Genomic DNA, 12,328 nt, shown 5'->3' on the forward strand with positions numbered 1-12,328 from the left:
GCGGGGAGCATCCTCTCTGACCTGGTCTTCTAGGTCGCGCGCATGCCCGTGTGTGCAACTTCTGGATATTCGGACATAGTACGCACACCCCTCACAAACGGACCACTGTCAGGCGGCGCGGCATCCACCACCGCGGCGAGGCCAGGAGACCACAACTGTCCTTACCGCGCACGCCCTGCCGACCACACCTCCGCGCGATCCCGGTGGGGTACCGAGGCTGAGAACGCGCCCCTACTCCCGCCCGTGTGTGGACCCGCTGCCAGCACAGCTCACAGGTGACCTCACCCGGCCCCATCCCCACATACGTGGGGCTCACTCCCGAGTTGCCCATGTGGTGCACCACGACAGCGGTCCATCCCCACGTGCGTGGGGATCACGGCCACCACCTGCGATAATGCGTGGCGTTATTCTTTTGTGATTCCACAGGGCCGGTATTCCGGCGAATGCGGTCAAGATCTGACCATACCGTTCCATCGGCCTGCACACATTCCCCTGAGAACACGAAAGTCTGGCCGCCCCTGGACGCAAGATGAAGGGGAAGAACGCCCGGGGGCGGAGTGTTCCCCCCATTACCTTTTAGGGCAGTTCCGCAACGGAACTCCCGGCCTTCGGCCCGGCATGACTGCTCCCCCCTGTCACCCATGATCCGGGGGGTGGTGTCACTGGGACCGAAGGCACCGCCAGACCGCTAATAGAAGCACGATCCGCCCTGGGCAGGATCTTCGTAATGTGGATGCCGGCAGACGGTGCCCGCCACGGCCGGGAAGACACATCATCAGCCAGGAGCACACGTGGCCGACACCCCCGATGACATCGGCGTCTACCTCGGCCTGGACGTCGGTAAAGGCGAACACCACGCCCGCGGCGTGACCCCCTCCGGAAAGACCGTGTTCGACAAGCGCCTGCCCAACAGCGAACCCAAACTCCGCCAGATGCTGGACAAGCTTTCCGCCAAGCACGGCACGGTGCTGGTCGTCGTCGACCAGCCCGCCTCGATCGGCGCGCTTCCGCTGGCTGTGGCCCGCGATGCCGGCTGCGCGGTGGCCTACCTGCCCGGACTGACCATGCGGCGTGTGGCCGACCTGTATCCCGGCGAGGCCAAGACTGATGCCCGTGATGCGGCGGTGATCGCTGATGCGGCCCGGGCAATGCCCCACACCTTGGGCGATGTGGCCCCTGATGACGAGACCACCGCCGCGCTGGCCATGATCGTAGGCCACGACGACGACCTGGCCGCCGAGGCCACCCGCACCCGCAACCGGCTGCGTGGGCTGCTCACCCAGCTCCACCCCGCCCTGGAGCGCGTCGTGGGCCCCGGATGGACCACCCCGCGGTGCTCACGCTCCTTCAGCGCCACCCCACACCTGCGCGTCTGCGCGAGGCCGAACGCGCTGGCCTGCTCGAGCTGATCCGCCCCGAGGCCCCTCGGATGGCCCAGCGCCTCATCGACGAGATCGTCGCGGCCCTGGACGAACAGACGGTCGTAGTGGCCGGTACCGAGGCTGCGGCCACCGTGATCACCAACCTCGCTTCCTCCCTGCACACCACCCTGCAGCAACGCAGCGCCCTGGCCACCGAGGTCGAGACCCTGCTGGAGGCCCACCCTCTTGCGAGGGTCCTGACCTCGATGCCCGGAACCGGGGTCAGGACCGCAGCCAGGATCGTGATCGAGGTGGGCGACGGCTCGGCCTTTGCCAGTGCGTCCCACCTGGCCTCGTATGCCGGGCTTGCGCCCGCCACCCGCGCTTCGGGCACCTCGATCAAGGGCGAACAGCCATCGAAGAGGGGAAACAAGCAGCTCAAACGCGCGCTCTTCCTCTCCGCGTTCGCCTCGCTGTCGCATCCGCCCTCACGGTCCTACTACGACCGAAAGATCGCCCAGGGCAAACGCCATAACCAGGCCCTGCTCTGCCTGGCACGTAGACGCTGCGACGTCCTGTTCGCGATGCTGCGCGACGGAACGTTCTACCAACCGCCCACCGCTCTCGCCGCTTGACAAAACCATAGAAGCACCCCCCGGGCGCTGGGAGATAGTGGCAGCACCCAGGGAAGGGGGTGTGCGCCGCCACGCACACCCCCCGTTGCGCGCCCGGGCCAGCGCGATGTCCGTCGAGGAATCACGCGCGTGGTTGGAGCGCCGCCTACAGACACTCGAATGAAGGAAGACGATTATGCTTGCCGCATCCCACCTAAACTTCCGTAAGTCCAGCTACAGCAGCGCCAAGGGCGAAGATTGTGTGGAAGTCGCCGACACCGGGGCCAGGGCTGCGGTCCGCGACACCCAGAACCGGGGCGCCGGGCACCTGTCGTTCTCCGCCACGGAGTGGAAGGCGCTCCTCGACGAGGTCCGCGCCGAGAACCTGTAATCCTTGCCCCGTGACGTCCCCGATCAGGGAACGAACGCAGTCAGCCCCTCGGCCTCGGCCGAGGGGCTGTTGTTGTGTCGGAGGTACCCTGGCATGACCACAAGCGCCTACCGCCCGTTGTGGTTCACTGGGCCAGAACTGCTGGTGTCATCAGGGGCCGGCCCACCCTCCTCGCGATGCTTCCCGAGGTCAGGAGCGGTGTGCTGTGACGATGAGGGTGCCCAGCAGGTCGTTCTCCGGGGCGGGGTGGATCCGGGAATCAATACTGGTGAAGCCGTGCTCGCGCAGGATGGTGGCCCACGTTTCGGGTTCGTAGGACCATCGGTAGATCCAGGTGCGGCGGCCGGTGAACCCACCGCCGTACATCCCCTGTACGCCGTAGCTACCGGGCACGGGTGGCGCGTGGGAGAACACCAGCCGCCCGCCCGGGGCCAACCGGTCATGGATCAACGGCAGCAATAAGTCAGGATCGGTGAACCACAGCGCGCCCCAGATCGAGTAGATCGCGTCCCAGCGTTGGGACGCGTCAGCGAGGTAGGTACACACGTCGCCCTGGAGGAACGTGGCACCAGGCAGGTGGCCCCACCTGCTCTGGGCCTGTTCGCACTGCAGAGGTGAGACGTCGACCCCGGTAGCATCGAGCCCTTTGGACGCTAGGGCGGCGACGGCATTACCGCGACCGAACCCCAGTTCCAGAGTGGACAGCGAGTCCCCCAGGAGCTCGTCGCCGGGACCGTGCCCTTCGTACTGGCACCAGCCGAACGCGTTCTTGAGGGCGTCCTCGGGGAGTTCCTCAGCCACGCCTGCGGCGTAGCGGTCCCAGTAGCGCGACATCCCAAAGATGTCCGTGGCGGCTGCGGACTCGGTCATGTGTGTGAAGCCTTTGTGACGACGGCGGAGCCCACACACTAGCGTCAGCGCGTACGTGGTAATTGGAAGACACACAAAATCGGGGCCGCACCCCGCAGGTGCGTCCCCGAGGTGATGGAAAAGGGGTCAGTGACAGTCGCTTCCCGGGAAGCACGGGGTGCACTTGGCACCGTCACGCTCCCACAGTGGCCAGTCGACAGCGAAGCCGTTGTTCTCGATCACGTGGGCAGTCTTCATGACCGATCCGTCGTACTTGAACTCAATCTCGGGCGTGTGCTCCAGGAACCCGCCGTTGAAGTGCCGAGCACAGAACTCGCGGTAGTTGACAGTGTCGAGGATGAAGCCGTGAACGGCGATGTCGATGAGCGGACCACATCCCAAGCCCAGGTGCTGGCCATACTTTTCCATAGCGGTGATCAGGTAGGACACAGCCTGACCGAAGCACCGTTCGGCCATCACACTGTCCCAGGGGTGATCTCGGGTAAGCAGCGCGATCTCGCGTTGCCACACCTGTGGAGACACGAACTGTCGAGGGTCACGGGTAGCGGTAAGCGCATCCACGTGTGCCGTCATGGTTCTGATTCTCCTTCCTCCCAACGGGCCGGTCCCGCAGGGCGTAGTTCCAGGAGAAGCCACCGGCCACAGGCGAAACAATGCAGCTGTGGCAAGCACACATTGACCCGTTCGGCAATATTGCTCACCAACCCGCACGGGTACATTCATGATCCCCACCCCCTCCTTGGGAGATGGACGTGACGGTTACCCGAGCCACCCGTGCCCAGATCGCCCGCGAGGCCGCTCGTATCCGGGCCGACCAACAGCGCATCGGCGCTCCCGTGTCCGCGATCATCAACGAGATCACCCGAACCTTGCCCATCACATTTCTGGAAGCATGGCGGTTGGCCTACGGGTGGCCGCGCCGCCACGTCGTCGAAGCTGTTGTCGAGGTCTATCGGTCGGAGGGGCTCGCGCCTCCAGGGATCACTACAGCGATGCTGTGCCGATGGGAACACGGGCATGCCCGTCCCGGACCGGAGTACGTCCATGCCCTGGCACGCGTCTACGGGGCGACGCCGGATCACCTCGGTTTTCCCGCTCCGAGGCACGTGTCGGGGTGGTACGGTCACTACACACCGCAGCGGCAACAGGAGCCTTTCATGCCTGCCGAGTATCCCGAACTCACAGCCGTCGCCGACAGCGTCGCGCTGAACGGTCCCGGTGCGGGTGCGGATGACCTCGCGAAACATGCTCTGGACTTCTACAGCCAGCGCTACAGCGATTACCCGCCTCGTGTTCTTGCTGGTGAAGTTGCCCGGTGCCGTTCCCTCCTGGTGGAACAGCAGAGCATCGATTCCCGGCGTGTATTGGGATGGCTGTCCGCGTTGCTGGGGAACCTCTCCCACCACACCGGAGACGCGGCGAGCGCGCTCATCCACCTCGGCACCGCTACCCGGCTCGGTACCGAGGTGGGGGATACACACTTGGCCGGGTGGGCTCTGGGAGCCCAGTCCATGGTCACAGTGGGCCAGGACCGGCCGGAAGAGGCATTGGACCTGGCTGACCGGGCGGATACCTATGCCGACACGTCGCTGCGTCGGGCACAGGTGGATGCGTGGTGCCGCCTGCGTCCAATGGCGGCGCTTGGTGACGCGGAGAGGCTCGCGCGGACGGTCGCCTCCGCGCGGCGGCATATGGACACCGCCGAGGAGCAGCCGGGACGGTTCGGGTTCGACAGGGCGGAGTTCGAGTTACACCTGGCCGAGGCCCTGGTGAGCGGGGACCCTGGTGCATCCGCTTCTCACGCGGAGGCATCTGCCGGGTTGAAGCGTGCGGGCACGCCGGGATGGGCGGCTGCCACAACGGTGCTGGCACGGTCCCATGCCGCTCGGCGCGAGACTGACGACGCCTGCGCACTGGCCGAGGACGTTCTCGACGCGGTGCCGAACGAGCGGATGCGCTCGACCACCCGCAACCGCCTGAACACTCTGCTGGCCGAGCTCGAATCCCAGCGTGTTCCCGGGCAGCAGGTGCGTGACCTCCGGGATCGACTCGCCTGAGACCACGGGGCATGGTGCGTGATCCGAACTCGGAAACAAAGAGAGATCCTGAACCTACCCAGTCTCTAAGTAGGGTCCCTGCTACTTCGGGACAGCTATCGCTTATCCGGCTCCCACTCGCCGGGAGCCTGCGGTTTCCCAGGACACTACACCGCTCAGAGCCACACGCCTTGTAAGCGATAGGTTAGGGGTTCGATTCCCCTCGTCGGCTCTTCTGCTGACATGGTTCCAGATCACGGGCGAAACGACGGCGGCAGTCCGGGGTGCTCCCGGGTGGCCGCCGTTTTTGTTGGTGTGGTCGGGGCGGTACCTGCTCGTTGTCGGTGCCGCGGTTGTCGGTCCGGAGCGTGCCGCACGGGTGTGGTCCTTCCCTCCGGTGAACCAGATGTCCGGGCGGTCGCGTAGTGCCAGGTAGATCGCGTGTCGGGTTGGTCTGCTCGGTCGGGGCGCGTCGTTCCCTGTTTTCCCGCGGAGTGGAGTCCATTCCCACATGCATGGGCAGCATCAGATCACCGCCCCCGATGGAGAGCCTCTCCAGGGGTCATCCCCGCGTGCGCGGGGAGCATCCGCCCCTCGGATAGTTCGGGTGATGACCGCGGGGTCCATCCCCGCGTGCGCGGGGAGCATCGTACCGCCGGGTTCACGTGCCACCGGAGCGCGGGTCCATCCCCGCGTGCGCGGGGAGCATCTCTCTGACCTGGTCTTCTAGGTCGCGCGCATGCCCGTGCGTGCAACTTCTGGATATTCGGACATAGCACGCACACCCCTCAAAAACGGACCACTGCTAGGCGGCGCGGCATCCACCACCGCGGCGAGGACAGGAGACCACATCCGTCCTCACGACGCACACCCTGCCGGACACGATCACGCGCGATCCCGTTGGGACACCGAGGCTGAGAACGCGACCAGACTCCCGCCCGTGTGTGTACCCGCTGCCAGCACAGCTCACAGATGACCTCACCCGGCCCCATCTCCACATGCGTGGGGCTCACAGCGCTGCCGGGGCGTCACCGCGGCCTCCGGCAAGCCCGCCGTGCCATGGGGCGACGGCAGCGGCCACTGCCGTTCATGGAGGTCAGTGGCCAGCGCCTCTGCTGGTGGTGCCCGGGAGCGCCTCGGTTCAGCGGTGGCTCAGGACGTTGACCACCCGGCCGTTCGGGTCGACGGCGAAGAACCGGCGCACACCCCACTCCTCGTCCTGCAACGGGTGCACGATCTCCGCTCCGCTGTCGAGCACGGCCGCGTACACCGCGTCGACGTCCTCCACCTCAATGCTGATGTCGGGCCGGACGGGCGCGGTCTCGTCGCGGCTCATGAGAATGACCTGCGCGGTCGGGTTGGAGGGGGAGGCCAGCGTCATGACCCAGCCCAGGTTCATGACCTCCTCCAGCCCCAGACGGCCGTAGAAGTCGCGGCTCTCCTCCATGGCTTGCGACCCGATGTCGGGTACGACGCGGCGGACGGACACCAGTGGCTCCTCTCGGCGGACGGAAGTACGTGTCACCGGACCCTCGCAGACGGCTGTGACATGTTCCCGCCGCGACCCGCGTCCGCGACAGGTGCCGGAGCCGGTGAACGGGGCCTTCCGAGGGAGCGGACCCCCGTCGGGCGCCTCACTCGACGGTGATGTCGGCGGTGCTCTCCCGCCCGTCGGTGACGACGACGCCGGTCACCTCGCCGGTACCCCCGCCGCTCCCGTCCTCGGGGCAGTGGGCGGTGAGGGTGTACGTCGCTGGAGGCAGGGGCCAGTGGTAGCGGCCGTCGGCGCCGGTGAGCACGCCGATCTCCGGCACCGGCGGCGCCGGATGGGAGGTCGCCTCGGGTGAGATCCCGCAGTTCTCCAGTGGGTCCCGTCGGTGGTGGCGACCCGGCCCGACACGCCCCCGTCCCGCTGCGGTCCCGGTGGGGAGCCGGGTGCGCCCGGCTCGTGGGAGACCGGCTCGTCACCCGCCGGGGGAGGAGAGCTCGGACCGCCGCCCGCTGGGGACACCGCTGGGGAAGCGGTGGGGTCGGGTTCCTGCTCGGCGCATCCGGCGGCGGTGCCTGTCAGCACGCACGCCGCGACGGCCGCCGGTGTCAGCCACGGTCTCATCGCACCTCCCGGTGCCTCATCCTGTGCTCCTGGGACCGTCCTGGGCAACGGGGAGGTGGGAAGCCGCTGGTGACCGAATCGCGGCGGGGAGCTGATCACCACGGTGGGGCGCGGTCGGCCGTGTCACGGGAGCGGGCGGGTCTGGCCGAGTGCTGGCGCCGACCGGCGGGACCCCTGTCCTCGTGGGGCGCTGCCCGCGGAGAGCTGTGTAGGATCCGTGCTTATGGACACGGCGTTGTTGATGGGGTTCGCGGCGGCGGCGTTCGTGCTGAGTATCGTGCCGGGACCGGACATGATGTTCATCGTCGCCCACGCGGCCACGGGCGGCCGGCGGGGCGGTCTGGTCGCCGCCGCGGGCATGTCCACCGGTGTGGTGGGACACACCCTGGCGGTCGCTTTCGGTCTCGGCGCGGTCATTCAGGCCGCCCCGGCGGCTCTGGACGCCGTGCGGGTCGTGGGCGCGCTTTTCCTGGTCTACCTCGCGGTCAGCACGTGGCGGGCCAGCCGCTCCCACCAGGAGAACCCGCCCGAACCCCGGAACCAGTCGCTGGGCAGGGTCTACGCGATGGCGGCGTTGACCAACCTGGCCAACCCCAAGGTGGTGCTGTTCTACCTGGCGTTCCTGCCCCAGTTCCTCACCACGGGAGCGGGCAGCTGGCCGGTCACCGTCCAGCTCCTGACGCTCGGCGCCGTGCTCCTCGCCGTCGGCCTGGCCGTGGACGCCTTCGTCGGCGTGCTGGCCGGGACCCTGTCCGAACGTCTGCTGTGGCGGGGCAGCGCGTTCCGTCGCTGGCTGGACCGCACGGCCGCCGTCGTGTTCGGGGGACTCGCCGCCCGTATCGCCCTCGACGCCCGGTAGCCCGCCGTCCACGCGTCACACGCGTCCGTTGACGGGCGGGGCTCGTCGCCGCGGGTCCGGCTGCGGTCGTCGGACCCACCCGCCGGCCTGTCGGCGTGTGCTACCGGGTGTCCGTGGGAAGAACGCCGCCGGTCAGGCGGCGCGCCCGCTCTAGGGGGTCGGGCACGCTCCGGAGCAGCAGCGCTGTGATCGTGCCCTCGTAGATCACCACGATGTCCGCCGCCGCCTGTTCCGGTTCGGCGGCTCCGGCCGCGCGCGTGAGCTCGGTGAGGCGCCGCCGCAGGTGCGCCTTGTGTTCGGTGATCGCGGCGAGCGCGGGGTGCTCGGCGTCGGTGATCTCGACAGCGGCGTCGACCTGCGCGCAGCCGCGGTAGCCGCCCTCGGCCGCCCACCACCGCTCCAGGGCGTCGAAGAGCGCCACGACGCGGTGCCGCGGGGTGGCAGCGGCGGCGATGGCGGCCTCCCAGTCCGCCCGCCAGCGGCGGTCGCGGTCCTCGAGGTAGGCGGCCACGAGCCGGTCCTTGCCTCCGAACTGCTTGTACAGCGTGGCCAGGGCCACGTCGGCGCGCGCGACGACCGCGTCGATACCGGTGGCGTTGATGCCGTGGGCGTAGAACAGTTCGCCTGCGGCGGCGAGAAGGCGTTCGCGGGCCGATGGTTGAGGTTGCTGATCAGGTGCCACCGGACTAGTATAACGGTCGTTCTGGTAGAACGATCGTTATACCTACGGTCGGGTTCCGTGCCCGTGGACAGGAGGAGTGCCGTGTCCGAGCTTCTGGACAGTGAGGTCGTGCTCGACGGCGTGCGACTGGCCTACCGCGACCGCGGCGCCGGTGAGCCCGTGGTGTTCCTGCACGGCACCCCGTCGCACTCGTTCATCTGGCGCGACATCGTTCCCGAGGTCGAGTGGGCCGGATACCGGGTCGTGCTGTTCGACCTGCTGGGCTACGGCCGCTCGGAACGGCCGCTGACCCGCGACACCTCGGTGGTCGGGCAGGTCCGGGTCCTTGAGGGGCTCCTGCGGCACCTGGGAATCGACCGGTTCTCCCTGGTCGCCCACGACATCGGCGGCGCCGTCGCCCAGCTCCTGGCCACCGCCCACCCTCGGCGCGTGCGCCGGCTGATGCTCGTCGACACGGTCAGCTACGACTCCTGGCCCTCGCAGACCTGGCGGACGATCATCCGCGACCACCTCCCTGGCTACGCCGCCATGCCGGCGCGTGACTTCGAGGAGATGCTGACCGGTCAACTGCGGATGACCGTGGCGGACCCCGACCGTATGAGCGGTGAGGTGCTGGAGGCCTACCTCGCGCCGCACCGGTCGGCGCTGGGGCGGATCTCGTTCTTCGAACACCAGGTCCGGCACTACGACTCCAGCCCCACACAGCGGGTCGCGCCCGCGCTGGCGCGGTTGACCATGCCGGTGCGCCTGCTGTGGGGAGCCCAGGACACCTGGCAGCCCCTCGCCTACGCCAGGCGGCTCGCCGCGGACATTCCCGGCTCGGAGCTGGCCGTGGTCGACGACGGCGGCCACTTCCTCATGGAGGACCAGCCGGCGCGGGTCCGCGGTGAGGTCCTCGACTTCCTGGCGTCCGGGGACGAGGGGCGACCGTAGGCCGCTCCGGGTGCCCGCCGCGCCATCCCGTGCGTCGCTGGTGCGGCAGGTGCGGTTCCGGCTGTGGTCGTCCGTGCCGTTGCCCGGCGGTTCATGCGGGTAGTAGCCCCGTCACGTCGGGAATCGCTACGACACGCCACTTCTGGGCTGTTTGCCCGTTTTGATGGGTTTTTCGTAACGAACGTGCATACTCCTTCGCGTGTGGGTTAGTAGTGCCACGCCGCGTGTCGGTGCCGAATCAACGAACGCGGCGCCGCCGCAAGGCAACGTTCGGCACAAGAAGACGGAAAAAAGTGGCAAAGTGATGACACACTGCCGACCTCGTATGGGACCGATATGTCATGCGCCATCTGCGGGGAAACGCAGGACCATGTACCGTGCCCCAGATCCGGGTGCGTGAACTCCGCCGCGCCGGCGACGGAAGCGGAACCGTTGCTGGTGCGCGTCATGGAACTCACCGACCTGCCCACGGCGGTCGCGATGCACAAGACACAGCTCCCCACCGGTTTCTTCGTGGAACTGGGGGAGCGCTTCCTCAGCCGCTACTACCGCACGTTCCTCACCAGCCCCGCCGCCGTCGCACTGGTCGCCGACGTCGGTGGTGAGACGGCCGGATACCTCGTGGGATGCACCGACGAGTCGGCGCACCGCCGCCACGTACTCCAGCTGGAACGGTGGAACCTCACCATGATCGGCGTGTCCTCGCTTCTGGCACGGCCGGCACTGACCGCGCACTTCGTACGCACCCGCGCGCAGCGCTACCTGCGCCAACTCCGCCACGCCGGTGCGGCACCGTCACCCGACCCCGCCCCCACCGAGACGTCCGTGCGCACCGGGATGCTCAACCACATCGCCGTGGACACCCAGTACCGGGGGGCGGGGATCGGCGCGACACTCGTACGCAGCTTCGTGGAGATCGCCCGGACGCACGGAACCGGGCGCCTGCAGCTCTACACCGCCCGCGACAAGGAGAAGACCCAGCGGTTCTACGAACGGTTGGGCTGGACCGGCCACGAGCCGCTGACCGACGTGGACGGCAGGCAGTGGGTCCCCTTCTCACTGGAGCTCTCGTAACAAGGGGCCGTATCCCGGAGGGGAACCGGGCGTCGGTACGCTTCGTCCCATGGCAAGACCGTGCCGGACGAGCGACGGGAGCCCCCGTGGACGGTGAGACGACCAAGGAACTGTTCGGATGGCTCGTCATGACGGCCTTCGGCGCCGGATTCGCGGGCTTCGGCGGGTGGTACCTGCGGCGGCTGGTGTGGCTGCGCAGGAACGGCCTCCGCGTCCCGGGCCGCGTGGGCGGGCGGAACTGGTCGCTGACCGTGGACACGGACGGGCCGACGAGCGTCAGCGCCAGGTCCAGCTCCCGCTACCGGTTCCGCACGGCGGAGGGAGAGGAGGTCAGCGCCGCGCAACGGTTCGCGTTCTCCCACAACATGCTGCGCGAGGGCCAGCACGTCACCGTGGCCTACAACCCCGCCAACCCGCGGGAGTCGGAGATCGTGGAGGCCAAGTCGCAGGTCATCAGCGCGCTGCTGTTCCTGTTGCTGGGCGGGTTGTTCCTCGTCATCGGCCTACTCCTGGTCGCCGCCACCCTCACCCCCTGACGGCGCCTCCGGCAGCGCCGCCCGGAGCTCGGCCAGCAGCCCGGCGACACCGGCCGGGCCTCCGACCACGAGGTCGGCGCGTTCGGCCAGGGCCGCCACCTCCTCCGAGGCGCTGCACACCGTGACACCCGCGACCCCCTGGCCGCGCAGGTGCTCGACCGCGTCGAAAGCGGCGAGGTCGGCCAGGTCGTCCCCGGCGTACAGCACGCTGGTGGCGCCCCACTCGCGGACGAGGGGCTGCAACGCCGCCCCCTTGTCCATGCCGGGCGGGCGCAGCTCGAGTACCAACCGGCCCGGCTCCACCACCAGACCGTGGCGCTGCGCCAGCTCCTCCAACGACGGCCGCACCAGAGCCAGCGCCGCCTGGGGGCCGGCCGCGTTGCGGGTGTGCACCGCCAGAGCCTGCCCCTTGTCCTCCACGCTGGTGCCCTCCGGAGCACCCACCCGCTCCAGCAGCCCGGGCAGTTCCCGACGGACCCGCTCCACCCCGGGCGGCGGCGCGGGGGTGGTGACGGCGCCGCCGTCCCAACGCTCCCGCCCGTACTGGCCCAGCACGGTGACCCCGCCGATCCCGGCGAGTCCGCCGTAGTCCACCGCCGTTCGGGCGGGGCGCCCGGTGACGACGGCCACCCGCCCCACCCGCGGGGACAGCCGTGCCAGCTCGGACACCGCCCCGGGGTGGGCGCGCGCGTCACTCGGGTCCGCCACGATCGGCGCCAACGTGCCGTCGAAGTCGAACGCGAGCAGGGCCGTTCCGGGAGCGGCGGTCAGCCGGTCGAGCCCGTCGGCGCCCGCGCGCGTGCGGGGGCGGGGCAGCGCCACAGCGTAACTCCTCGGGTCGGGGCGGGCGGGCGGGCGT

Annotated in this window: 12 protein-coding genes, 1 pseudogene and 1 CRISPR repeat array (1 of these 14 running past the window's edge); of the genes and pseudogenes, 7 read left to right on the forward strand and 6 right to left on the reverse strand. The window is 68.9% G+C overall.

Features of this window, described 5'->3' with window-relative positions:
- A CRISPR array of direct repeats spans positions 1 to 11; the repeat unit is 29 nt (it extends 263 nt beyond the left edge of the window).
- Positions 12 to 791: 780 nt separating this feature from the next.
- A pseudogene (locus tag FHX37_RS21145) lies at positions 792 to 1,996 on the forward strand (IS110 family transposase).
- Positions 1,997 to 2,171: 175 nt separating this feature from the next.
- Positions 2,172 to 2,366, forward strand: coding sequence for a DUF397 domain-containing protein (locus tag FHX37_RS21150; protein WP_141926045.1), 195 nt, complete (start codon positions 2,172 to 2,174; stop codon positions 2,364 to 2,366).
- A 189-nt stretch (positions 2,367 to 2,555) separates the two neighbouring features.
- Here FHX37_RS21150 and FHX37_RS21155 read toward each other — a convergent pair whose 3' ends face one another.
- On the reverse strand, positions 2,556 to 3,236 hold the full coding sequence (locus FHX37_RS21155; protein WP_141926046.1) for a class I SAM-dependent methyltransferase: 681 nt from the start codon (positions 3,234 to 3,236) through the stop codon (positions 2,556 to 2,558).
- A gap of 126 nt (positions 3,237 to 3,362) precedes the next feature.
- The gene (locus tag FHX37_RS21160) at positions 3,363 to 3,758 is read right to left on the reverse strand and encodes a glycine-rich domain-containing protein (protein ID WP_246062484.1); all 396 of its coding nucleotides are present in this window, start codon (positions 3,756 to 3,758) and stop codon (positions 3,363 to 3,365) included.
- Between the two features lie 230 nt (positions 3,759 to 3,988).
- Between FHX37_RS21160 and FHX37_RS21165 the strand changes: the two genes are divergently transcribed.
- Positions 3,989 to 5,293, forward strand: coding sequence for a helix-turn-helix domain-containing protein (locus FHX37_RS21165; RefSeq protein WP_141926048.1), 1,305 nt, complete (start codon positions 3,989 to 3,991; stop codon positions 5,291 to 5,293).
- A 1,120-nt stretch (positions 5,294 to 6,413) separates the two neighbouring features.
- Here the strand turns inward: FHX37_RS21165 and FHX37_RS21170 are convergent.
- Positions 6,414 to 6,761: a VOC family protein gene (locus FHX37_RS21170; RefSeq protein ID WP_141926049.1), complete on the reverse strand. Its 348-nt coding sequence runs from the start codon at positions 6,759 to 6,761 to the stop codon at positions 6,414 to 6,416.
- 145 nt (positions 6,762 to 6,906) lie between these two features.
- A complete protein-coding gene (locus tag FHX37_RS21175; RefSeq protein ID WP_141926050.1) occupies positions 6,907 to 7,086 on the reverse strand; it encodes a hypothetical protein in 180 nt (59 codons plus the stop codon).
- Between the two features lie 522 nt (positions 7,087 to 7,608).
- Here FHX37_RS21175 and FHX37_RS21180 point away from each other — a divergent pair.
- On the forward strand, positions 7,609 to 8,244 hold the full coding sequence (locus tag FHX37_RS21180) for a LysE family translocator (protein ID WP_141926051.1): 636 nt from the start codon (positions 7,609 to 7,611) through the stop codon (positions 8,242 to 8,244).
- Positions 8,245 to 8,344: 100 nt separating this feature from the next.
- Here the strand turns inward: FHX37_RS21180 and FHX37_RS21185 are convergent, their stop codons facing one another.
- Positions 8,345 to 8,926: a TetR/AcrR family transcriptional regulator gene (locus tag FHX37_RS21185; RefSeq protein ID WP_141926052.1), complete on the reverse strand. Its 582-nt coding sequence runs from the start codon at positions 8,924 to 8,926 to the stop codon at positions 8,345 to 8,347.
- Positions 8,927 to 9,007: 81 nt separating this feature from the next.
- On the opposite strand from FHX37_RS21185, the gene FHX37_RS21190 reads away from it, so the two are divergent.
- The 3 genes from FHX37_RS21190 to FHX37_RS21200 all read left to right on the forward strand — a co-directional run bounded on the left by FHX37_RS21190 (position 9,008) and on the right by FHX37_RS21200 (position 11,469).
- Positions 9,008 to 9,859, forward strand: a complete 852-nt coding sequence (locus FHX37_RS21190) for an alpha/beta fold hydrolase (RefSeq protein ID WP_211351998.1) — start codon at positions 9,008 to 9,010, stop codon at positions 9,857 to 9,859.
- A gap of 396 nt (positions 9,860 to 10,255) precedes the next feature.
- Complete coding sequence (locus FHX37_RS21195; protein WP_246062485.1) at positions 10,256 to 10,933, forward strand: GNAT family N-acetyltransferase; 678 nt, start codon at positions 10,256 to 10,258, stop codon at positions 10,931 to 10,933.
- A gap of 86 nt (positions 10,934 to 11,019) precedes the next feature.
- Positions 11,020 to 11,469, forward strand: coding sequence for a DUF3592 domain-containing protein (locus tag FHX37_RS21200; RefSeq protein ID WP_141926053.1), 450 nt, complete (start codon positions 11,020 to 11,022; stop codon positions 11,467 to 11,469).
- Here the strand turns inward: FHX37_RS21200 and otsB are convergent.
- Positions 11,437 to 12,291 (reverse strand): trehalose-phosphatase, encoded by an 855-nt coding sequence (otsB, locus tag FHX37_RS21205; RefSeq protein WP_141926054.1) that lies wholly within the window; start codon positions 12,289 to 12,291, stop codon positions 11,437 to 11,439. The two genes, FHX37_RS21200 and otsB, sit on opposite strands and share 33 nt — an antisense overlap.
- Positions 12,292 to 12,328: the final 37 nt, after the last annotated feature.

The organism is Haloactinospora alba, from assembly GCF_006717075.1.
GTDB classification, from domain to species: domain Bacteria; phylum Actinomycetota; class Actinomycetes; order Streptosporangiales; family Streptosporangiaceae; genus Haloactinospora; species Haloactinospora alba.

Bases quoted from the DNA above. Each gene is read 5' to 3' on its own strand.
- FHX37_RS21155 (WP_141926046.1), bottom strand. From the start codon at position 3,236: ATGACCGAGTCCGCAGCCGCCACGGACATCTTTGGGATGTCGCGCTAC.
- FHX37_RS21150 (WP_141926045.1), top strand. From the start codon at position 2,172: ATGCTTGCCGCATCCCACCTAAACTTCCGTAAGTCCAGCTACAGCAGC.
- FHX37_RS21180 (WP_141926051.1), top strand. From the start codon at position 7,609: ATGGACACGGCGTTGTTGATGGGGTTCGCGGCGGCGGCGTTCGTGCTG.